General features: G+C 40.3%; 21 protein-coding genes. 18 read left to right on the forward strand and 3 right to left on the reverse strand.

Features of this window, described 5'->3' with window-relative positions:
* Positions 1-8: 8 nt before the first annotated feature.
* From ACQKFG_RS06950 to ACQKFG_RS06965, 4 genes are all read left to right on the forward strand, one after another.
* Positions 9-770 (forward strand): nucleotidyltransferase domain-containing protein, encoded by a 762-nt coding sequence (locus ACQKFG_RS06950; protein WP_349728089.1) that lies wholly within the window; start codon positions 9-11, stop codon positions 768-770.
* Positions 771-783: 13 nt separating this feature from the next.
* On the forward strand, positions 784-1,611 hold the full coding sequence (locus tag ACQKFG_RS06955) for a sulfurtransferase (protein ID WP_349728090.1): 828 nt from the start codon (positions 784-786) through the stop codon (positions 1,609-1,611).
* An 85-nt stretch (positions 1,612-1,696) separates the two neighbouring features.
* Entirely contained in the window at positions 1,697-2,572 is an 876-nt protein-coding gene (locus ACQKFG_RS06960; protein WP_349728556.1) for a 5'-3' exonuclease, read from the forward strand.
* Between the two features lie 120 nt (positions 2,573-2,692).
* Positions 2,693-2,974 carry a DUF6123 family protein gene (locus tag ACQKFG_RS06965; protein WP_228467451.1) on the forward strand — a complete coding sequence of 94 codons (282 nt, stop codon included), beginning with the start codon at positions 2,693-2,695 and terminating at the stop codon, positions 2,972-2,974.
* A gap of 44 nt (positions 2,975-3,018) precedes the next feature.
* Here ACQKFG_RS06965 and ACQKFG_RS06970 read toward each other — a convergent pair whose 3' ends face one another.
* Both ACQKFG_RS06970 and ACQKFG_RS06975 read right to left on the reverse strand, forming a co-directional pair.
* Positions 3,019-3,927 (reverse strand): DMT family transporter, encoded by a 909-nt coding sequence (locus ACQKFG_RS06970; protein WP_427557318.1) that lies wholly within the window; start codon positions 3,925-3,927, stop codon positions 3,019-3,021.
* Positions 3,911-4,324, reverse strand: coding sequence for a reverse transcriptase-like protein (locus tag ACQKFG_RS06975; protein WP_427557321.1), 414 nt, complete (start codon positions 4,322-4,324; stop codon positions 3,911-3,913). The genes ACQKFG_RS06970 and ACQKFG_RS06975 overlap by 17 nt, the downstream gene beginning before the upstream one ends.
* Before the next feature lie 220 nt (positions 4,325-4,544).
* Between ACQKFG_RS06975 and ACQKFG_RS06980 the strand changes: the two genes are divergently transcribed.
* From ACQKFG_RS06980 to ACQKFG_RS06990, 3 genes are all read left to right on the forward strand, one after another.
* Positions 4,545-5,216 (forward strand): reverse transcriptase-like protein, encoded by a 672-nt coding sequence (locus ACQKFG_RS06980; protein ID WP_427557324.1) that lies wholly within the window; start codon positions 4,545-4,547, stop codon positions 5,214-5,216.
* A 5-nt stretch (positions 5,217-5,221) separates the two neighbouring features.
* On the forward strand, positions 5,222-5,407 hold the full coding sequence (locus tag ACQKFG_RS06985) for a zinc-finger domain-containing protein (RefSeq protein WP_192205281.1): 186 nt from the start codon (positions 5,222-5,224) through the stop codon (positions 5,405-5,407).
* Between the two features lie 84 nt (positions 5,408-5,491).
* Positions 5,492-6,442, forward strand: a complete 951-nt coding sequence (locus tag ACQKFG_RS06990; RefSeq protein WP_427557327.1) for an HD-GYP domain-containing protein — start codon at positions 5,492-5,494, stop codon at positions 6,440-6,442.
* Positions 6,443-6,457: 15 nt separating this feature from the next.
* Here the strand turns inward: ACQKFG_RS06990 and ACQKFG_RS06995 are convergent, their stop codons facing one another.
* Positions 6,458-6,922 carry an RrF2 family transcriptional regulator gene (locus ACQKFG_RS06995; protein WP_427557330.1) on the reverse strand — a complete coding sequence of 155 codons (465 nt, stop codon included), beginning with the start codon at positions 6,920-6,922 and terminating at the stop codon, positions 6,458-6,460.
* Between the two features lie 171 nt (positions 6,923-7,093).
* On the opposite strand from ACQKFG_RS06995, the gene hmpA reads away from it, so the two are divergent.
* The 11 genes from hmpA (at position 7,094) to ACQKFG_RS07050 (ending at position 21,566) form a co-directional block, all read left to right on the forward strand.
* Positions 7,094-8,302, forward strand: coding sequence for an NO-inducible flavohemoprotein (hmpA, locus tag ACQKFG_RS07000; protein WP_427557333.1), 1,209 nt, complete (start codon positions 7,094-7,096; stop codon positions 8,300-8,302).
* 334 nt (positions 8,303-8,636) lie between these two features.
* The gene (proB, locus tag ACQKFG_RS07005; protein WP_427557336.1) at positions 8,637-9,725 is read left to right on the forward strand and encodes a glutamate 5-kinase; all 1,089 of its coding nucleotides are present in this window, start codon (positions 8,637-8,639) and stop codon (positions 9,723-9,725) included.
* Positions 9,726-9,762: 37 nt separating this feature from the next.
* Positions 9,763-11,010 carry a glutamate-5-semialdehyde dehydrogenase gene (locus ACQKFG_RS07010; RefSeq protein WP_349728099.1) on the forward strand — a complete coding sequence of 416 codons (1,248 nt, stop codon included), beginning with the start codon at positions 9,763-9,765 and terminating at the stop codon, positions 11,008-11,010.
* An 80-nt stretch (positions 11,011-11,090) separates the two neighbouring features.
* The gene (locus tag ACQKFG_RS07015; RefSeq protein ID WP_192205276.1) at positions 11,091-11,525 is read left to right on the forward strand and encodes a general stress protein; all 435 of its coding nucleotides are present in this window, start codon (positions 11,091-11,093) and stop codon (positions 11,523-11,525) included.
* Positions 11,526-12,196: 671 nt separating this feature from the next.
* The gene (locus tag ACQKFG_RS07020; RefSeq protein WP_427557341.1) at positions 12,197-14,131 is read left to right on the forward strand and encodes a sigma 54-interacting transcriptional regulator; all 1,935 of its coding nucleotides are present in this window, start codon (positions 12,197-12,199) and stop codon (positions 14,129-14,131) included.
* 200 nt (positions 14,132-14,331) lie between these two features.
* Positions 14,332-15,294 carry a hydroxyacid dehydrogenase gene (locus ACQKFG_RS07025; RefSeq protein ID WP_427557344.1) on the forward strand — a complete coding sequence of 321 codons (963 nt, stop codon included), beginning with the start codon at positions 14,332-14,334 and terminating at the stop codon, positions 15,292-15,294.
* 96 nt (positions 15,295-15,390) lie between these two features.
* Complete coding sequence (locus tag ACQKFG_RS07030; protein WP_370662591.1) at positions 15,391-15,573, forward strand: DUF3311 domain-containing protein; 183 nt, start codon at positions 15,391-15,393, stop codon at positions 15,571-15,573.
* Positions 15,573-17,069 carry a sodium:solute symporter family protein gene (locus tag ACQKFG_RS07035; RefSeq protein WP_427557347.1) on the forward strand — a complete coding sequence of 499 codons (1,497 nt, stop codon included), beginning with the start codon at positions 15,573-15,575 and terminating at the stop codon, positions 17,067-17,069. The genes ACQKFG_RS07030 and ACQKFG_RS07035 overlap by 1 nt, the downstream gene beginning before the upstream one ends.
* A gap of 78 nt (positions 17,070-17,147) precedes the next feature.
* Positions 17,148-18,812 carry a thiamine pyrophosphate-dependent enzyme gene (locus ACQKFG_RS07040; protein WP_427557350.1) on the forward strand — a complete coding sequence of 555 codons (1,665 nt, stop codon included), beginning with the start codon at positions 17,148-17,150 and terminating at the stop codon, positions 18,810-18,812.
* Positions 18,813-18,891: 79 nt separating this feature from the next.
* Positions 18,892-20,073 (forward strand): Glu/Leu/Phe/Val family dehydrogenase, encoded by a 1,182-nt coding sequence (locus ACQKFG_RS07045; protein WP_427557353.1) that lies wholly within the window; start codon positions 18,892-18,894, stop codon positions 20,071-20,073.
* A gap of 59 nt (positions 20,074-20,132) precedes the next feature.
* On the forward strand, positions 20,133-21,566 hold the full coding sequence (locus ACQKFG_RS07050) for an amino acid permease (protein ID WP_427557356.1): 1,434 nt from the start codon (positions 20,133-20,135) through the stop codon (positions 21,564-21,566).
* Positions 21,567-21,696 lie beyond the last annotated feature (130 nt).

Raw genomic sequence — 21,696 nt, forward strand, 5'->3', positions numbered from 1 at the left:
TCTCGTTCATGAAAGAAAACCTTATTTCACGATTGAGATACCTGGAAAAGAAAGAAGATATGACCATTTTAATGGCTGCTGTTACTGGCAGCCATTCTTTTGGTTTATCATCAGGCCAATCAGATTACGATGTTCGATTTATATATGTTCATAATGATAAGCGTTCATACCTTAGCTTAAGTCAGCCAGTTGAAGTCATTCAAATGAAAGAAGACCTATTTGACATGGAAGGCTGGGATTTATTTAAATCTTCACGTCTAACCTTAAAGAGTAATCCTGCTCTATTTGAATTATTTCAGTCGCCAATTAAGTTGATTACGCATCCGGATTATTATAGGAAGATGAAGGGTTTGATTGCTGATTGCTATTCCAAAAAGGCACTGGGCCACCATTACTATCGGATGATGATCGAAAATCTTCAACTATTGACAAAAACAAGGGGATCCGAAAGAAAAGAACTAAAAACATGGGTACAAGTATACCGTTCGTATTTAATCCTTGAATATATAATTCACCTGGGTTCGCTGCCACCTTTATCAGTATGGGAATTACTTGATTTGCTTTCAATTGATCAAGAATTGAAAACCAGGATTACCCGGATATTTAAAGCAAAACAAATGGAGGAATATATAAGCAACGATGAAAGTGAAAAGAATCTTTCGATAATAGAAGGGAAATCACTTTCCTTAAAGAATGAGATAACTAGGCTACATCAAGGAAAGAAGATGGAAACGGAGCTTAATGAATTAATTTGGACCATTTTGGAATAGGGGGTTTTTTTAGATGAGTTTAATAATTGAAAAAGAAGAGCTGTTGCCGAAGTTGAATTCTCAAGAGATCAGAATTTGTGACTGCCGCTTTCAGCTAGGCTCTCCTGATGCAGGGTATAATGAATACAAACAAGACCATATTTCCGGCGCGGTTTATTTCGATCTTGAAAAGGACTTATCGGGGCAGGTTCAAGAACATGGCGGAAGACATCCTCTTCCTAATCTGGAAACCTTTAAAAATAAACTGGAATCAAACGGAATCACCAATGATACTGTACTTATTGCTTATGATGGCGGGGAAGGTTCTTTTGCTTCCAGGTTTGCCTGGCTGCTCAGCTACCTTGGGCATCGGAAAGTTTATGTTCTTAACGGGGGCTTTCGCGCCTGGAGGGATGAGGGCTATCCAATTGACTCGAATCAAACGAAATATATGCCATCAGAATATCATATCGATTTAAATGATTCCGTTTTTGCATCTTTTCAAACAGTGAAGGATTACACTATGAATAGGCCTGACGATATCGTATTAATGGATTCAAGGGAATCTAAGCGCTACAAGGGAATCGAAGAGCCGATTGATAAAAAAGCCGGACATATACCTGGAGCAGTAAATAAGGTGTGGACGAACGTTCTGGAAAATGGCTATTTTAAAAAGAAGGAAGATCTTCAGTCGAATTTTTCAGGCATCGGTAAAGATAAGGAAATCATTGTGTACTGCGGTTCAGGTGTAACGGCATCACCCAATTATATCGCCCTGAAAGAAGCGGGCTTTAAAGATGTGAAGATATATATTGGCAGTTACAGTGACTGGATCTCGTATGATGATAATCCAATTGAATAATATTTTTTCCAATTAAACGATCCTTAAAAAAGGGGACAGTTATGTTAAAATGGAAGTACATCATGATAGAGGTGATAATGTGTTAATGAAAGAAAACGAGCAGCATCCTTCCTTTATGCTTGTCGATGGGATGGCGCTTTTATTTAGAGCTTTTTATGCAACGGCAGTTACTGGTCAATTCATGATTAACTCAAAAGGCATCCCGACTAATGCCGTTCAAGGTTTTTTGAAGCATATGCTGACGGCGGTGGATCACTTTTCCCCTAGTCATGTCGCAGTGTGTTGGGATATGGGCAGCAAGACTTTCAGAAATGAATTATTTGATGGATACAAGGCTAATCGATCAGAAGCTCCAGTCGAAATGATCCCTCAATTCGACCTAGCGAAAAAAGCGGTTGAAGCATTTGATATCCCTAACATAGGGCTCTCTGGATATGAGGCGGATGACTGTATCGGGACAATTGCCAAGGCATCCGCCCAACATAGCCGGGTGGGTATATTGACTGGTGATCAAGATATGCTTCAGTTAATAGATGAAAACATTTCCGTGCTATTGTTAAAAAAAGGATATGGTAATTATGAAGTTCATAATCCCGATAGCTTTTTTGAATGGAAAGGGATCACACCAAGACAAATGATCGATTTAAAAGCTTTAATGGGTGATACAGCTGATAACTATCCCGGAGTTAAAGGAATAGGTGAGAAGACAGCGTTGAAATTATTGATCCAGTATCAAAGTATCGAAGGGATTCTTGAAAATGTTGCTTCATTGACGAACGGGCAACGAGCTAAAATTGAATCCGCCGTCGATATGCTTCATTTATCCAGAAAGCTAGCAGAAATAAAATGTGATGTACCAATTTCATGTTCTTTGGACGATGCGGTCTATCAGTATGATCGCGAGAAGGTCAAAGATCTGGCTAGGGATCATGAATTCAGGGCTTTACTGCGAATGATTTAATACAATAAGCGGAGCTTCCAATGGGAGCTCTTTTATTTTGTACGGTGATTTTTTTGTCGAAAAATGGATAGTCAAAATCTTTGATATACGGTAAGATGAAAATAAGGCATGAAGTATGGAGTGGATGCAGAAGTGGCGAAATCAACTGAAGAGTATGTTAGTTTTTTAGAGGGTAAAGGATTCACTTTTGGTAATGACGCTATTGGTTTTATTTATTTTGGTAAGCGGTACACGGATGCGAGTGATATTTTAGTCAATGCAGCAATAGAATTGACATTGAAGGTACAAAAGAACTTTGATGGCAGCTTTTATATCTCCTTTTTGGAAAACTTAAAACAAAACGGCATTGAAACGCGTAGTGCAGCGGTATCTTTTGCAAAAGAACAGGGGCTGCTTAAATAAATCGGACTTCGTAACTGGAAGTCCGATTTATTTTATTGGCCTTTTCAAGTAAACTCCTGTGTCACGGGTTTCTTTTTCTTAACAGGCAGTTCAGCGAAAATCATCCCCAAGAATATGAATGCGCAGCCGATGATGGAGGCGGTAGTCAGTTTTTCCCCTATCAATATGTATGAGGATAACGCGGCAAAAACCGGTTCCATTGAAAAAATCAGCGCCACTCTTGTAGGTGTCGTATAGGCTTGGAAGAAGGTTTGTGCAAAAAAGGCGAACGCAGTGGCAAGGGCTGCCGTAACCAATAAAGCAGTCCATACATCCTTCTGTAACATGACCTCTGAGCTGAAGATGACGGAATGATTCTCTTTAAAAATGAAGGCTGAAACAAATGATAATAAAGATACTGTGGAAACCTGAATCAGCGTCAATGGTAAAGCGGGTAAGGTCTTGGCATATTTAGCCGTTGTAATGATCTGCATGGCAAAACTGATTGCACATAAAAATACCAGTAAATCACCGATATTCAAATTGGAGCGGTCAGCAAAAGTCATTAAATAAAGCCCGATGGTTGCGGCTGCGACACCAATTATTGTATTGCGGGGAAGCCTATGTTTTAAAAGCAGAAGGGAAAACACAGGTACCATGACGACACTTAAACCTGTTATAAAGCCTGTCTTCGCAGGAGTTGTATAATTCAATCCGATCGTTTGAAGCCCATACCCCAAAAAAAGCCAAACCCCAATATGAAACCCAGCTATAAAAAGACCCTTGTTCCAAGTTTTCCCCTTTTTGTGTAAAGTCGATATATAAGGGATGAGCAAGAAAACGAAAGCCATGAAGAAACGGACCGCATTAAACGTGAAGGGGTCAAGAAAAGATAGGGCATTTTGAACCATGACAAAAGTGACGCCCCAAATGAATACAACGAATAGTAATGAAAAATCAGCTGTCTTGTTCATGAATTTCCTCGGACTTATTCATTCGAATGGCCCGTCTCGCCAACTCATCCGCGGACTTGTTTTCGAGATTTGGAATCCATTTCATGAAAAATAATTCAAGCTCATCGGAAAGCTTTAGCGCCCGTTCCAACAAAATGGCATACTTATTCTTTGCAAATCTTTTTTCAATGGCCCGGTTAATGGCTTGTGAGTCAGTACGAAAAGAAGCGATTTGATACTTATTGGCTACACAAATTTCCAATCCTTTGATTAAAGCATGATACTCCGCTTCATGGTTTTCCATATTTCCAAGCGGAAAGGCATGCCGCTCGATCACACCATTATTATTTATGAAAACACCTGCGCCGCTCGGCCCTGGATTGCCTGCACTGGCACCATCAATATATACTTCGATCAAGATGTGCTCCTCCTCGAGTTTAACTGTCAATATGCTATTATAAAAAAACGTTTCATATAAAATAAGATTGAAACATGAGAATTTCAGGCTGATATGGGAACTATAATTAAAAAAGCGATACAAATGCTTACAATATATTATAAAGGGTAAGACGAAAAAAAGGTATGAAAATTGTAAGCTGTTCTGCATGAATGGTGAATGGATAAGGAGCTGGAAATCTTTGAAGGTAATTATGCAATGGACATATCAAGCATCAAAAAAACCATCTGCCGATTTCATTTCGGATTGGCTTGATGCCGGGACTGCTCTGGTCATTACGGAAGATCTTGAAAAGGCAGGAAGGCTGAAAGAAGTGGAGTTCAAGGATGAATTCGATACAACCTGGACCAAGAAGGAACTAAAGAAGCTCCTGACGGAAGTGGAGGAAGAACCGCAGGATGTGACTGTTTTTTTTGATGGCGGTTTTCAAAAAGGTGAAAAGGTGGCAGGAATTGGTGTTGCCATTTATTTTCGCCAAGGTAAGAAGTTCTGGCGGTTACGCACCAACTTGAAATTGGAGCAATTTGAATCCAATAATGAAGCGGAATATGCGGCCTTTCATGAAGCGGTCAGACAGATGGACGAACTTGGAATCCACCATCAAAGTTGTGTCTTTAAAGGGGATTCCCTAGTTGTTTTAAATCAACTTTCCGGTGAATGGCCTTGCATGGAAGAAAACTTAAATAAATGGCTTGACCGCATTGAAGCGAAACTGGATAAATTAAAGATCATTCCGGTCTGCAAGCCAATTTCTCGAAAGGAAAACCAGGAAGCTGATCGCCTGGCAACACTTGCACTGCAAGGAAAAGCCATTTTCAGCAAAATGGAAATTGCTGAGTCAAAGGAGCCATAATAACAATGAACAGGAAAAAAATATATGAAGAAGTGGAAGATGTTCTTGCTTCGTTTTGTCAAGATTGTTTTTTAAGGAAGCATTTTCGAAAAGAGAAGGGGCGGACGTATGCCCATCAGTTCTGTATTTCAGAATGTACGGTTGGTGAAAAATTAAAACAGCTGGGCAATGAACTTAGTGACCGATCTTAAGTCCCCCAAAATTGCTTTCATTATGACACAAGCCCATGAAGGATATGGTATCATAGGTAAAAAATAGAGAAAAGTGTGAGAGCAATGAAAAATAGAAGAGGGAAGATGAATAATAAAGCGAATACGCCTCTTACCATCCCTAAAAAAGGTGGATATTCATTAACGGAAAATCATGTACAGCCTAACGTAATGATTCATGAAAGAATCAACGAAGCTTCTCTTCAAATGAAAAACTTCTTTCAAGATATACGTAAAGAAGGAAAAATACACCTTGATAATATTGAATTGATTAAAGCCGAAGTTGCACCTGTCATTACAGAAGCTGCAAAGAATCCTGATATTTATTACCTTTTCGATGAGATGCAAGCAAAAAACGAGTACATGTATAGTCATAATATCGGTGTCGGAATCATTGCCACTTATCTGGGGATGAAGCTTGGATTATCGAAAGAAAACCTCTCAGCCCTAACATTGGCAGCCACGCTGCATGACGTGGGTAAAATAAGGATTTCGGATAGTATATTGGAAAGACCGGGTAAACTGACTGAGGCAGAATATGAAGAAATGAAGCTCCATACCATTTATGGGTATGAATTACTTAAAAATATCCCTGGAATCCTTCCATCGATTGCATTAACAGCCCTACAGCACCATGAACGGGAAGATGGGCAAGGCTATCCACTTGGGCTGAAGGGGAATGATATCGATCATCATGCGAAAATCGTAGCAATAGCTGATGTTTTCCATGCGATGTCCTCAAATCGTCTATATCATCAGGCCATGCCGTTTTATAAGGTGATTGAACAAATGAACAGCGATATGTTCGGTAAATTCAATCCGGAAATCCTGCTGGAATTTGTAAAGCGTTTAATGTCCACATTGGTCGGAAAAGAAGTCATGCTTACTAATGAAAGAATCGGGACGATCGTTATGATCAATCCATACGATCCCCTTAAAGCTTTATTGAAAACCAGTACGGGGATCATGGATTTGCGAATGGAAAAGGAATGGCAGATCGAACGAATCATCGGTTAATGAAAAAGAGCCCGATCATAAAAAATCGGGCTCTTCGTCAGTCTTTTTTACCGAATCGAAATAGGTTTTGAGCATCACTTTATTTTCGCTGAAGTCTGCAATCGTATATTGATCAAGGACCTTTAGAAAAGCATCCAAGGCATTATTAAGAACAAATTTCAATGAACAAACGGGGGAAATCACACAGTTATCGTGATCTTTAAAACATTCCACCAGATAAAAATCCTCCTCGGTTCGTCGTACAAGTTCCCCTACATTTATTTCAGCGGGTGATTTTGCAAGCCGAAATCCGCCATTTCTTCCGCGAATCGTCTCGATATAGCCTAATTTTCCAAGATTATGAACAATCTTCATCAAATGATTTTTAGACAGTTGATAAACTTCAGAAATCTCTTTAATATTTGATAATTTGCTTTGGTCGTGGGAAGCCAGGTAAATCAACACTCTAAGTGAGTAATCGGAATAACTCGTCAACCTCATGTTTATCGCCTCACATTCTATCCCCATTTGACTATATCATAAATGTGAACATTTTATAAACATGAAAGCTTATTTTTTGGAAAAGATGTATAAAATATATTGCTTTTAATGCATTTACGTTCTATCATAAACATGTATTTAAAATACTTGTTTATGAAGAGGGGTTTACCTATGCTATCCCAAAAAACTATTGATGTTATCAAATCAACTGTACCTGTATTAGAAGTGCATGGTACAACAATCACAACTGTATTCTATAAAAATCTTTTTGAAGCACATCCTGAATTATTAAATGTTTTTAATCACGCCAATCAAAAAAAGGGACGCCAGCAAAATGCACTGGCCAACACAGTTTTGGCAGCAGCTAAATATATAGATCAACTCGAAACGATATTACCTGCCGTGAAGCAAATAGCACAAAAACACAGAAGTCTCGCCGTTAAAGCCGAACATTATCCCATTGTAGGAGAATTTCTATTAGGTGCAATCAAGGAAGTGTTACAAGATTTAGCTACAGAAGAGATCCTCCAAGCTTGGGGAGAGGCCTATGGAGTCATTGCAGATGCTTTCATTAGCATCGAAAAGGAAATGTACGACGAAGCTTCCAATCAGGTCGGCGGATGGTCTGATTTCAAACGATTCACAGTGGCGGAAAAAGTACGGGAAAGTGACGTAATCACATCCTTTTATTTAAAACCGTCAGATGGAGAGAAGGTTCCATCATTTCTTCCTGGACAATATATTACCATTCGGATCGAGATACCGGGTGAACGCTATCTATTCAACCGTCAATATAGTTTGTCTGATGTTCCGGGAAAAGATTATTTCCGGATTTCCGTTAAAAAAGAAAAGCCGGGAATCTCTCCTGATGGAAGGGTCTCCAACTACTTGCATGAATCCATTCAGGTGGGTGACAGTATTGACGTAACGGCTCCTGCAGGTGATTTCACCATCGATTTGGAAAAACGAACACCGGCAGTATTCTTGAGCGGAGGCGTTGGCATAACACCTTTCATGAGTATGGTCCATGCGATAGCTGAACAAACACCCGATCGTCATGTACAATTCATTCATGCTTCCGATAATGGCCGGTTACAGCCGTTCAGAATGGAACTGACAGAACTAGCACACAAGCTTACCAGCTATCAATTATCCTTTGTCTTTAAAAATCCGGGCCAGGATGATAAGAACCTGCCGAATTTTGAAAAGGAAGGGTATATCGATAAGGAATTATTGAGCGGTTTTGTTAAATCTGAAGCTGATTATTATGTGTGTGGCCCTGTACCTTTCATGAAGGCGATCATTACTTATCTAAAAGAGCTGGGGATAGATGCGGATAAAATCCACTATGAGTTCTTCGGCCCGGCAATCGCGTTATAAGGTTCATACATCGTAGGAATGTTATTGACATCAAGCATATAATTTTGCATACTATATTAAAACAATGAACGTTGAGAGAAGATTAGTATGCGAGAATCACTGTGACAGAGAGCGGCGTCAATTGCTGGAAGACACGCGACAGGAAAACGCAGAACCTGCTTCTTGAGTCCTATGCAAAACATAGGCGCAAATCCTGGCGTTATCAGGCAAAGTGGAATGCATGAACTTGCATTCAATGAAGGTGGTACCACGGAGAGCAGCCCTTTTCGTCCTTATTTCGAGGATGAAGAGGGCTTTTTTTCATGTCTTAGATATTTATTGGAGGAAGTAATCGATGGAAAAGAAACGCATCGTTGTAAAAATAGGAAGTAGTTCTTTGACCAACACAAAAGGTGAAATCGACCAAAATAAATTTTCCGATCATATCCAGGCAGTTGCAGCTTTAAGGAAAGCGGGACATGAAGTTGTCCTTGTTTCATCAGGTGCTGTAGCAACAGGTTTTCGTAAGCTCGGCTATCCTACGAGACCTGTCACTCTTAAGGGAAAACAAGCTGCTGCAGCGGTTGGGCAAAGCCTATTGATTCAATCATATATGGAACAGTTGGGTCATTTTGGAATCGTTCCTGCGCAGATTTTGTTAACAAGGAAAGATTTCTCGAAAAAGGATAGATATAAAAATGCATATGCGACATTGATGGAATTGCTTGAACGCGGCATCCTTCCGATTATTAATGAAAATGATACAGTATCGGTCGAGGAGTTGACTTTTGGTGATAATGATATGCTATCCGCCTTAGTAAGCGGACTGGTCCACGCCGCCAACTTAATCATATTAACGGACATTAATGGGCTCTATGATTCCAATCCACAGACAAATCCAGGGGCGAAACGATTTGATAAGCTAACCGAAGTAACAGCGGATTTATTGCAAATGGCAGAAGGTTCAGGATCCAATGTTGGAACCGGGGGGATGAAATCTAAGTTGATTGCAGCCCAAACTGCATTGTCTCTAGGGGTGAAAGTATTCATTGGTTCTGGTTATGGGAGTGATAAACTTCTAACAATCCTCGAAGGCAAAGGTGATGGCACGTATATTGGGAATGATGTCTTGACGACGGTAACGAAAAACAAACAATGGATATCCCTTCATTCACAAGTATCCGGGAAAATTTTCGTTGATGAAGGCGCCGAGAGAGCTTTAGTTTCAAATGGCAGCAGTCTGCTGCCAGCTGGAATTTACGAAATTAAAGGAGTCTTCAATAAGGGTGATGTTGTCGAAGTCTATGGTGCAAATGGATTATTGGGGCGGGGTGAGGTCCTATACTCCGACGAAGAATTAAAACAGGCGATGGGAAAGAGGACATCCGAGCTTGTGATCACTTCCATAGAAGTGATTCATCGCGATAAATGGGTGAAAGCATAAAAATCAATTTTTGTGAAGGAAAAGGGGGCATTTGAAAATGAGTGAAGTGAAGGCGAAAGGAAAAGCAGCCAAAGAAGCCAGTTATCAGTTAATAGGATTGAGTACGGAACAAAAGAACGAGGCACTTGGAAACATTGCTAAGCAACTTATTATCGATAAAGATTTCTTGATGAAAGAAAACCAAAAGGATCTGGAAGAAGGCAGGAAAAAAGGCTTCAGTGAGTCTACATTGGATCGAATTATGTTAAATGCTAACCGTATTGATGACATGGCTGAGGCCATTATGCTTTTAATCGAATTAAATGATCCAGTTGGGGAACAATTGGAGACGATCGAAAAAGAGAATGGTTTATTGATTAAAAAGTTACGGGTGCCGATCGGTGTAATCGGGATGATTTATGAAGCCAGGCCTAACGTGACCATCGATGCAGCTACATTGTCCTTGAAAACGGGGAATGCCGTCATATTAAGAGGCAGCTCGTCAGCCAAAAACTCCAATATGGCACTAGTCTCATCCATTCATAAGGCATTGGAGAATACGGAAATTCCTGTAGAAGCTGTTCAGTTGATCGAGGATACAAGTCGAGAAACCGCTAAGGAACTTTTTCATCTTAATGAGTATTTAGATGTTTTGATTCCACGAGGCGGAAAGAATTTAATTGAAACGGTCATTAAGGAGTCCACTGTTCCGGTTCTTGAAACAGGAGCAGGCAATTGCCATATCTTCATCGATGAGACCGCAGATATCACGATTGTCGAGAAAATTGTCTTAAACGGTAAAACTCAGCGTCCATCCGTATGCAATGCTATCGAGGGGCTTCTGATTCATGAAAAATGGTTTGAAGAAAACGGAGTGCGTATTTTGGAACTCCTGGACGAAAAGGGTATTGAAATATATGGGGATGAAGCGGTTTGCAGCTCCTTTCCAAGAGCCAAAACTGCTACGGAGGAAGATTGGTCAACGGAGTACCTGGCTTTAAAAATCAGCGTGAAAACTGTCAAAGGTGTATTCGATGCGATTGAACATATTAACCGATACGGTACCAAGCATTCTGAAGCAATCCTGACGAGGGATGAACAAAACGCTTCCGCATTTTTGAATAAAGTAGATGCCGCAGCAGTTTATCATAATGCTTCCACCCGTTTTACCGATGGCTTTGAATTTGGTTATGGCGCAGAAATCGGCATTTCGACACAAAAGCTGCATGCACGTGGACCAATGGGTTTACCTGCCTTAACATCAAGCAAGTACTTCATTTACGGCCAGGGGCAAATCCGGGAATGAAATTCATTTCCTTCATGGAAGGTTATTAAAACTCAATTAAGGGTATTGTATAATACATTACTTTTAAAGGAGCAGATACCATGGACAAGAGGTTTATAGCAATATATGAAAATGCAAATGAAGCGATTTCAGCAGTAGAAAACTTAAAGACACAAGGATATACATCCAATCAAATATCAGTAGTGGCAAAAAACATTGATCAATTACCCAGTGAAGCCGAGGAAGTCGCCCCGGCAAAGACTGATGGATTAGTAGCTGGCGCAGCAGCCGGCGGAGCTGTCGGATTAACAGGCCTGCTTATTGGAATGAGTGCATTGGCCGTACCAGGAATTGGTCCGATATTGGCAGCAGGACCAATTTTCGCCACTTTTGGCGGAGCCGCTGCCGGGGCAGCATCGGGAGCAGGCGGATTGAGAAAGCCATTATTGGATATTGGACTGGAGGAATCCGAAGTCGATCAATATGTGGAGGATATCAAAGCAGGGAAAATCCTTGTCATCGCCGATCCTTTTTAAGTCCGTAAGTAAAACCACCTTGAATGTTATAAAGTTTGATAACCGCTAGAATGCCCGCAAAAACGCAAAATAAAAATTTATTAAAAAACCCCGTTCAGGATTTCTTGAACGGGGTTAATATGTTTGTAGACTAATTTTATTGTCTGTACCGATAAAATCAAAAGGAATTTCACATTTGTTTGAAGAATAAAAGCAATATAGTCCTATTACCGAAGGAAGGGGAATTATGGAAAATAAAGTAGATGATCATGCCACTTTAAGAAATTAAAAAGGATTTTTCATGATGATTTTCACCTTAAGAATCATTATACTGATGTTAATGTTAAAAAGTGTATTCCAGTGATGAAGAGAAAGTTTTAATGTGATGACCTGAATGACCATATTAAATACCAATCGAAATCCTTATGATGAAAAAACCCACGATAACAGGGTTTTTTATTTTTCAAAGTCATTAATAAAGTGAAATATCTACTATCTAAATAAAATGCAGAATTACTATTTTAGAAGTCTCACATTGCTTTACTTATTGTGGCTTTAAATGAAAACCTTTGCGGCATTCTTAGCTTACCAAGTTATATCAAGTCCTTGTATAACAAGGTCAGGAATAAATTACAGATTGCTTTTAGCTAATATCCAAAAAACCAAAATGATTTACGTTGGAGGTGGGTGTTTTGATAAAAATAAAACTCGTTGTTCCTCGAAAAGGGTATATTACGGATGCTTTTGAAAGATTTGAGGAATTCAACAAGTTGGAAGAATCGGACAACAATGATAACGGTTCAGTGAAGTTTGTTTTAGAGGAGGTGGTTGAGGATGCCGATAAGATTGGGAAGTTGAAGCTGGATGCTGATGTGATCATTTCAAGGGGATTGATCACGAAACTATTAAAAGAAAGTAATGAATTCATTCCAATCGTCGATATACCTGTCCAAGGAATCGACCTCATTCGTTCCCTATATGATTGCAAGGCACGTTTTGGCAGTAAAAAAGTGGCCGTTATAGGAGCGTTAAACATGATTTATGGGGTGGAAAACCTTTCGGATATTGTTGATTTGCCAATTCAGTCCTATATATTAAATGATATCGAGTCCTCAGTCAGTTTAGTGGATTTGGCAGCCAGAGAAGGTTGTGAGGTGGTGTTAAGTGGTTTAAGTACCTGTAAATATGCTGAAGAGATAGGGTTGGGAGCCATACTGGTTGACACTGGAAAGGAATCATTTCGGCAGGCGTTGATTGAGGCGAAAAGAGTAGCTCTTGTCAGCAGAAGGGAACAGGAGAAGACCAAGCGTTACCAAACGATTCTTAATTATGCCTATGAAGGGGTTATTGCTATAGATTTAAAAGGACAAATATCTGTATTCAATACGGCGGCTCAGGAGATATTATCGATTTCCAAGGGGAGCTTAATTGGAAATTCCATATACGATATAATAAAGCCCGGAAGATTTCGAAATATGCTTTTAAGCGACGGTGAATACGAAAAAGATACCGTTGCTTACCAAACGATTCAATTATCGGTAAAAAAAGTTGCGATATTTTTAAAGGGTAAAAAAGTGGGGGATATGGTAGCCTTTCAAGATGTTACCCGCATTCAAGAGATGGAAGGGAAGTTCTTCAGAAAACTTCATTCACGCGGACATGTGGCTAAGTACACATTTGATGATATATTGTATCGAAGTCCCGAAATTAAGAGGACGATTGAAACAGCTCAACGTTATAGTGAAGTAGATTCAAATATTCTTATAATTGGAGAAACTGGAACGGGCAAGGAAATATTCGCCCAAAGCATACATAATCATAGCAACCGGAAAAATAACCCGTTTGTAGCCATTAATTGCGCGGCACTTCCCGAAAATCTATTGGAAAGTGAGCTTTTCGGATATGCAGAAGGAGCTTTCACGGGAGCCATGAAAGGCGGAAAGCTAGGATTTTTTGAACTGGCTCATAGAGGTACGATTTTTTTAGATGAAATAGGGGAAATCTCCCCAAAAATGCAAAGCCGGCTGCTACGTGTCCTCCAAGAGCGGGAAATCATGCGTATCGGTGATGATAAAGTAATTCCCGTTGATGTGAGAATTGTGTCTGCAACGAACAAAGACCTCATGCAAATGGTGAAAAGTAATGACTTTCGGGAGGATCTGTATTATCGCTTGAGTGTACTGGACCTTGTATTGCCTCCACTTAGGGAACGCAGAGAAGATATTCCGTTATTGGTGAATGCTTTTATTCAGAAAGGTCATTCGGATCAAAAACAAATTAAGATTACGGATACTGCCATGAAAAAGCTGAGCGAAGAGAATTGGGAAGGGAATATTCGCCAATTGCAAAATTTTTGTGAGCGATTATGCGCTCTTTATAAAGACAAGTTAGTTGATGTGTACGATATTGAAATGTATTTTCCCAATAGAAGTAAAAAGAAAATACAGCTATCGAAACAAGACGAAGAGATGGACATGTCCCCTGGGATGCATTTATCCGAACGTGAAAGAATTGTTCAAATGTTAATTAAGGTTAATTTTAATAAAGGAAAAGCTGCCTTTGAGTTAGGGATGAGTCGCACGACTTTATGGAGAAAGATGAAAAACTTGAATATTGAAACAGATTGAAACGTAATGAAACTAAATAATTCATTTTGAAACAATTTGTTACATTAATTTATGTCTTGATATAAGGACTGATTGGCTTCTTTCTTGAATAAACTGATGTTTTTTATGTTGGCACAATAATTGTATATATAACCATGCAGTAGGAAAGATATTTCCTTCAAGGTTAACATGAAAGGGTTGGTGTGAAGGTGAGTCATGTAGTGTATATTCCTCAAGATATTGAGAAAGAGGGGAAAAGTTATTTAGTAGAAAAAGGCTATAAGATTAAAGTAGGGTCTGATCTGTCGCAAGAAATTCTTATGGAAGAAATCAAGGGTTGTGATGCAGTACTAACGAGATCAACGGCTGTAATAAATAAAGAAGTCATTCAAGCAGCTGAAAACCTCAAAGTGATTGCCAAGTATGGTGTGGGCTTGGACAATATTGATATCGAAACTGCTACGGAGCGTGGCATTTATGTAACAAATACCCCAGAGGCAAATGCGAATTCTGTAGCTGAACATGTAATGGCATTAATTTTATCATTGTCCAAAAACTTAAGCTTGGCTGATAAAGAACTGCGCAGCGGGAATTTTGCTATTCGTAATCAACTTTTTGGCATGGACTTGGAAGGCAAGACTTTGGGGATTATCGGACTGGGGAGAATCGGTAGAATACTGGCAAAAAAGGCTTACCAAGGCTTTGATATGAAAGTGATTGGCTACGACCCGTATGTTGCAGCCAAAACGAATTCGGAGTTGGAGATAGTAACAGATTTAGAATGGTTATTCAGAAACTCTGATGTTATTAGCCTGCATCTGCCGTTAACGAAAACAACAAAAGGGATAATAGGTAGCCGTGAGTTTTCCTGGATGAAACCTTCTTCTTATTTTGTAAACGCTTCCAGGGGCGGTGTGGTGAGGGAAAGTGATTTAGTAAATGCTTTGCAAGCGGGCCAGATTGCCGGTGCTGGAATAGACGTATTTGAAGTTGAGCCTCCTGATAAAGGGAATCCCCTTTTTAAATTGGATAATGTGATTGTCAGTCCTCATAATGCGGCATTGACGAAGGAAGGCTCGATACGCATGGCTATACATGCAGCAATGCAAGTGGAACAAGTCCTTACAGGCATGCAACCGAATTGGGCTGTAAATGAGCCCTTAACTAAAGGGCTGTCAATGTAATAATACAGAAAAAAATATCTGTTTTTTCAGAAAGGTGAAGGATTGGATGATTCAAGTTGGGCATTTGTTGGTAAGGATGGTGAACAAATGAAGAAAATGATTTATGTGATAAGTGCAATACCGGCACTTGGCTCGCTTGTGGTTATCAATCGGATTGAACCTTATGTTTTAGGGATGCCATTTGTTCTTTTTTGGGCCATATTATGGGTTTGTCTTACATCAGTGTTTTTAATAATTGCCAATAAACTTGATCCGGCAACCGAGGAGGAAGAAGACTGATGAATGAAGCCCTGCTTGTTATCCTTTTCTTTTTGGTTCTGTGCATTTGGTTAGGGCTTCAAGCTCGAAAAGGTAAGAATATGAGTTTGGAACAATGGGCTATTGGCGGAAGGGGCTTCGGCAGCTTTTTGCTCTTCTTCTTGATAGCAGGTGAAATGTTTACGACATATACGTTTTTGGGGGCAAGCGGCGGAGCGTATAGATCAGGTATGCCTCCTGCCTTATACGCTTTCAATTGCTTCTATTTTGTAATCGCCTATTGGCTGTTGCCGCCTATTTGGAGATATGCCAAGAAAAATAATGTCATATCTCAATCTGATTTTTATGATAAAAAGTACAATAGTCCGGCTTTAGGAGTTCTTGTAGCGGTAATTAGCGTCATTTCAATTATTCCATATCTGATCATGCAGTTGAAAGGGTTAGGAATTATCGTATCGGAAGCCTCCTATGGGTCCATTTCGCCAAATGTGGCCATAGTTGTAAGTGTCATTGCGATCACAATTTATGTAACTGCTTCAGGGATGCATGGGGTAGCGTGGACCGCAGTCATTAAAGATATCATGATTCTGACTGTAGTCGTCTTCATGGGGATTTATTTTCCTCTTCATTATTACGGTGGTTTACAGCCGATGTTTGAAGCAATCGATACGGCAAAACAAGGTTTTTTGATTTTCCCGGAACAAGGTTTGAGTATCTCTTGGTTTATTTCAGCTACAATCATGACAGCACTGGCATTTTATATGTTTCCTCATATGTTGGCGGGAGTATTCTCTGCAAAAAGTCCAAAATCACTTCGTTGGAATGCCGGGGTTATGCCAATTTATCAAGTAATCATCATTTTTTCGTTATTTATTGGTTTTTCTGCGATTCTCCAAGTTCCGAATCTACAGGGGGCAGAAGCAGACTTAGCTTTATTTAAAATGGCGAAAATGTCATTTGATCCCTGGTTTGTTGGGGTTATTGGAGCATCAGGGGCGATGGCCGCCCTTATTCCTAGTTCACTCGTGTTGACGGCAACTGCCACGATACTTTCTAAAAATGTATATAAGGTGTGGAAGCCGAATACATCAGATGAACAGCTTCAAAGACTGAGCAGGATGTTAGTACCTGCCATTTCCATAGTGACTCTATATTTTACGTTTAATGGTGGGGAGTCGATTTTTACGTTGTATCTAATGGCATATAGCTTCATGGCACAGTTATTTCCCGCATTATTTTTTAGTTTGTGGAAAAAGAATCCTGTTACCGTCCAAGGAGCTTTTGCCGGAATGATTGTTGGAATTCTAATTGTCATATACACGACTACTTCAGGTACGACACTTGCTACTTTATTTCCATCCCTGCCGCAAGTCATACAAGATCTTGATGTAGGGTTAGCCGTATTACTCATCAACATTACAGTAACTTTGGGAGTGAGTGCCGTTACAAGAAAACCTCCTATTGAGATGGAAGAAGATAATAAACATGTTTCTGGAATGGGGAAACTTGTTAAATGATATTGAAGATGAGTCAATATTCATATAATCATAAATTACTAGAACAAAAATACGTGCTTGAAAGCGGGAGGCTTGATTATGAAAGTCAGTGGAGGAAGGGCAATCGTAGAAGTAATGGCTAAAGAAGGGGTGAAAAAAGCTTTTTGTGTACCAGGTGAAAGTTATCTAAGTGTAATGGATGCACTATATCAACATCCTGAAATAGAACTTATTTCCGCCAGACATGAAGGAGGTGCCTCTTTTATGGCGGAGGGGTATGCCAAGGCTTCGGGAAAGGTAGGAGTTTGTATGGCAACGCGTGGAGTGGGTGCTACAAACTTAGCTATCGGCATTCATACTGCCGCTCAAGACTCAACCCCTTTGGTTGGACTTATTGGCCAAGTCGAACGCCCTTTTAAAGAAAAGGAAGCATTCCAGGAAGTGAATTTGACGGGTTTTTTCAGTCATTTATGTAAATGGACGGTAGAGATCGATCGTGTGGAAAGGATCCCGGAATTATTGCAACGGGCGTTCCATATTGCGCGATCGGGGCGTCCGGGCCCTGTATTGGTGGCTTTGCCGCATGACATGTTGGAAGATGAGGCAGAGTTGAACATCAATCATTCTTATCGCTCGCTTCCTCCCCAACCACATATGGAAGATGTGAAGCAGGCGATGGATTTGATACGAAATGCGGAGCGTCCCGTATTGATTGCTGGTGGAGGTGTGATTCATGCTAAGGCCAGCAGGCTGCTTGTACAGTTTGCTGAGGCGATGAAACTCCCTGTTGTTACCGCTTTCCGTCGATTTGACGCGTTTCCGAACTCACATCCTTGCTATGCAGGATGGCTTGGGTTTGGGACACCACAATATTTACTTGATGCAATCCGTGATGCAGATGTAGTTTTGGCATTAGGGACACGATTCTCTCAAGTAGGAACACAAGACTACACGTTGATTTCTGAAAATTCAAAACTGATCCATGTGGATATTTGTCCCGATATTTTTGGTAAAGTGTATCCACCTTCACTTGCCATTGAAGCAGATGCAAAGAGCTTCTTGGAACAAGCACTGCAAGCGCCAGAACCAGGATCTATTATTTCAAGCGAAGACCATTTGAAAGAATTGCATGATAAATATTTGGAATTTTCTGAACTGAAGGCCGACTACACAGAAGATTTCGTAGATATGGACGGATTAATGCATGACATTGCCGTCTGTCTTCCGAAGGACACTATCATTACAAATGATGCCGGCAACTTTTTTGGATGGCTATCCAGATATTATCGTTTCGAGCAAGAAAACACATACGTAGGGCCAACGTCGGGTGCGATGGGATATGGACTGCCTGCTGCTATTGGGGCAAAGCTGGCGCAGCCTCACAAACATGTTGTATCCATTTCAGGAGATGGCGGCTTTATGATGACTCTCCAAGAGATTGAAACCGCTGTACGGTATAAAATCCCGACCATATCTATTGTTGTCAACAACAATATTTACGGAACAATCCGAGTACATCAAGAAAGGCATTTTCCAAATCGGGTAGTTGGAACTGACTTGTCCAATCCTGATTTTGCCGAATTGGCCCGCTTATTTGGAGCGCATGGTGAAAAGGTTGAAAGAAATAGTGATTTTGCGCCAGCACTGCAAAGGGCGATTGCTTCAGGGCTTCCGGCTGTAATCGAAGTTGCAGTCAATCCAAAGATTCTATCTGTTGGCCAAGACAAGAAGGAAGTGCACCAAAAGCTATTGTCCAACAAATAGTTGCGGGGCAAATATGCTGTGGCATTGTTTTTGCATTAGAAGGTAGTAGGAATAATAAAATTTTGGGGAGGTTTCACAGATGTTCAAACCATATTTAGTTGTGGAATGGAATGATACGGAAACAGATGCAAAAGGTTGGTTGGTCGTGCATAACTTTGTCAAAGGCTACACAGGTGGCGGTACAAGAATGCACCCAACGGTCACAAAAGAAGAGGTCGAAAGGTTAGCTGAGGCGATGGCTTATAAGTATGTAGCCGGTGAATCTGAGACGACTGGCGCATGTAAAGCGGGCATTGCCTATGACTATAAAGCGCCAGACGCGTATGCAGTATTAAGAAGATTTCTAATTGCGATGATGCCTTATATAGACATCGGAGTATCTTTAGGCAGTGATTTAGGTACCAAATATGAAGATGTGCTCAAAATATTTAATGAATTTGGTATTGATATCCCTCTTACGAAATCAATGAAGCAGAATCCAAATGTTCTACAAGGGATAAAGGATTTTGATGCACTGTTGAAAACAAAAATTGACGGGTTGTTTTTAAACGATGTCGTAACAGGCTATGGTGTGGCATTTTCCGCAGATGAAGCATGGAAATTTAAAAGCGGAAAGGGTGGAGCGAGAGTTGTCATTCAAGGATTCGGCTGTGTAGGGGCAAGCTGTGCATTGAAAATGTCCCAGTTAGGTTATAAAGTCGTGGGAATTTCTGATGCATCCCTTTTGGTAACGTGTGAAGAAGGATTAGATGTCCAAAAGCTTATTGATCATAAGAATGTGTACGGAGAAATGGATAAAGCCTTTTTTGAACCACATTATAATGTAAGGTCAAACACGGAATGGCTCGATATAGATTGCGACATTTTAATTCCGTGCGCACTAGAGGATGTCATCCACATATCCAATGCTAAAAGCGTAAAAGCAAGCTTAATTGTGGAAGCGGCAAACATTCCCATTTCTTCTGAGGGAGACGAAATCATAAAACAAAGAGGAATTGATGTTGTCAATGATTTCGTTGCCAACCTGGGGGCGATAAGGTTTTATGATGTAATTATTTTCGGACTAGTTAAACCAGATCCGCAAGCTGTCGTTGATGATATCGAAAAACTATGCAGGAAAAATACGTTTAAGTTGTTTACAGAAGCAAAAAACCAAAATAAATATCAAAGAGAAGTAGCTTATGAAATATTTAAACCGACAATCAGTGACTTGCTAGAGTATGCTGAACCTTCCGAAGCGTTATCGGGGAACTCTCGTTAACTTGTGTTAATCATAAAAATGTATAGAGCAGTTTATCGATTAGAAACGGGGGGGAATTCATGCAAACAGTACATGAAAATCAGCCAAAAGAATTACAGCGTTCGATGAAGAGCAGACATTTATTCATGCTCTCCTTAGGTGGGATCATTGGAACAGGTCTTTTCCTGGGATCAGGTTATGCGATCGGTGAAGCTGGACCCGCAGGAGCGATTATTGCCTATTTGTTCGGTGGTTTATTAATGTACTTGGCGATGATTTGTCTCGGTGAATTATCGGTAGTTATGCCGGTGTCCGGTTCCTTTCAGGTCCATGCAACGAAATTTATTGGACCCGCCACTGGGTTTGTCATTGGATGGATTTACTGGCTAAGTTGGGCTCTTTACGTAGGCTTAGAATTTGTAGCGGCTGGTTTGCTTATGGCTAGATGGTTCCCTAATATACCAGTATGGGTATGGTGTATGATATTTACTGTACTATTGTTCACGATAAATGCCTTAACAACGAGAAGTTTCGCGGAGACTGAGTACTGGTTCGCAGGGATTAAAGTACTTACTGTTATTCTGTTCATCATTATCGGTGCGGCAGCGATGTTTGGATTGATTCATATGGATGCACAACCTGCTCCGTTTTTATCTAATTTTATCGGTGATGGACTATTTCCTACAGGATTCACGGGTGTGTTTATATCGATGATGACGGTCGTATATGCATTTCAGGGATCAGAAATCATGGGGGTTGCAGCAGGCGAGACGGAAAACCCGCAACAAAGTATTCCGAGAGCGATTCGAAGCATCGTAATACGTGTCCTGCTTTTCTATGTTCTAGCAATCTTTGTCTTATCGGCTATCGTTCCGTGGCAAAAAGCTGGGGTGCTGGAAAGCCCATTTGTTACCGTGTTTGAAATGGTAGGTATTCCTTATGCAGCTGACATTATGAATTTCGTAATTTTGACGGCGGTCCTCTCTGTAGGGAACACGGGTCTGTTTGCTTGTACCAGGATCCTTTTCTCCCTTTCTCAAACCGGAATGGCGCCCCCTTTATTTGGAAAGCTAAACCGGCGCGGTGTACCTATTAATGCCTTACTCATCACCTTGGTCTTTGCGTTACTGTCTTTACTTACAAGTGTAGTAGCAGAAGAAACGCTATTTGTTGTGTTACTTTCTATAAGCGGGGTTGGAGGGGTACTTACCTGGATGGCGATTGCGTTCGCACAGTACAGATTCCGTAAGCAGTATATCAGAGAAGGAGGAAAGGTTGAAAATCTGAAGTTTAGAGTACCTTTCTTCCCGTTTGTTCCGATTCTCTGCATCCTTATGTGCCTAGGTATTTTCGTGTTCACCGCTTATGATTCGACACAGCGCAATTCATTGTATTGGGGGGGAGGTTTCGTCGTTGCTTGTTATATATTTTACTATTTTAGATATGCGAGAAGAAAAGTAAAAGTGGAGGTGCCAGCCTTAACAAATGAACAGCCTAATGATTTGGTTCAATAGAAATTATTCTTAATATGCTGACAAAGGAAAATGTGCAACCATTCGAGTATTTCGAATGGTGGAAGAATCCATTTTAGAAGTTTCTAGTTATAAGCAAATCTATCATCTAGAAGTAGAAAAATAGAATACG

Origin of the sequence: Peribacillus sp. NPDC076916, from assembly GCF_050269675.1 — a bacterium.
Lineage (GTDB): Bacteria > Bacillota > Bacilli > Bacillales > DSM-1321 > Peribacillus > Peribacillus aracenensis.

Excerpts from the sequence above, each read along its gene's own strand:
- ACQKFG_RS06960 (WP_349728556.1), top strand. The coding sequence starts at position 1,697 with ATGAAAGAAAACGAGCAGCATCCTTCCTTTATGCTTGTCGATGGGATG.
- ACQKFG_RS06950 (WP_349728089.1), top strand. The coding sequence starts at position 9 with ATGAAAGAAAACCTTATTTCACGATTGAGATACCTGGAAAAGAAAGAA.
- ACQKFG_RS07010 (WP_349728099.1), top strand. The coding sequence starts at position 9,763 with ATGAGTGAAGTGAAGGCGAAAGGAAAAGCAGCCAAAGAAGCCAGTTAT.
- ACQKFG_RS06990 (WP_427557327.1), top strand. The coding sequence starts at position 5,492 with ATGAAAAATAGAAGAGGGAAGATGAATAATAAAGCGAATACGCCTCTT.
- ACQKFG_RS07040 (WP_427557350.1), top strand. The coding sequence starts at position 17,148 with ATGAAAGTCAGTGGAGGAAGGGCAATCGTAGAAGTAATGGCTAAAGAA.
- ACQKFG_RS06985 (WP_192205281.1), top strand. The coding sequence starts at position 5,222 with ATGAACAGGAAAAAAATATATGAAGAAGTGGAAGATGTTCTTGCTTCG.
- ACQKFG_RS06995 (WP_427557330.1), bottom strand. The coding sequence starts at position 6,922 with ATGAGGTTGACGAGTTATTCCGATTACTCACTTAGAGTGTTGATTTAC.
- ACQKFG_RS07015 (WP_192205276.1), top strand. The coding sequence starts at position 11,091 with ATGGACAAGAGGTTTATAGCAATATATGAAAATGCAAATGAAGCGATT.
- ACQKFG_RS06955 (WP_349728090.1), top strand. The coding sequence starts at position 784 with ATGAGTTTAATAATTGAAAAAGAAGAGCTGTTGCCGAAGTTGAATTCT.
- ACQKFG_RS07035 (WP_427557347.1), top strand. The coding sequence starts at position 15,573 with ATGAATGAAGCCCTGCTTGTTATCCTTTTCTTTTTGGTTCTGTGCATT.
- ACQKFG_RS06970 (WP_427557318.1), bottom strand. The coding sequence starts at position 3,927 with ATGAACAAGACAGCTGATTTTTCATTACTATTCGTTGTATTCATTTGG.
- proB (WP_427557336.1), top strand. The coding sequence starts at position 8,637 with ATGGAAAAGAAACGCATCGTTGTAAAAATAGGAAGTAGTTCTTTGACC.
- hmpA (WP_427557333.1), top strand. The coding sequence starts at position 7,094 with ATGCTATCCCAAAAAACTATTGATGTTATCAAATCAACTGTACCTGTA.
- ACQKFG_RS07045 (WP_427557353.1), top strand. The coding sequence starts at position 18,892 with ATGTTCAAACCATATTTAGTTGTGGAATGGAATGATACGGAAACAGAT.
- ACQKFG_RS07050 (WP_427557356.1), top strand. The coding sequence starts at position 20,133 with ATGCAAACAGTACATGAAAATCAGCCAAAAGAATTACAGCGTTCGATG.
- ACQKFG_RS07030 (WP_370662591.1), top strand. The coding sequence starts at position 15,391 with ATGATTTATGTGATAAGTGCAATACCGGCACTTGGCTCGCTTGTGGTT.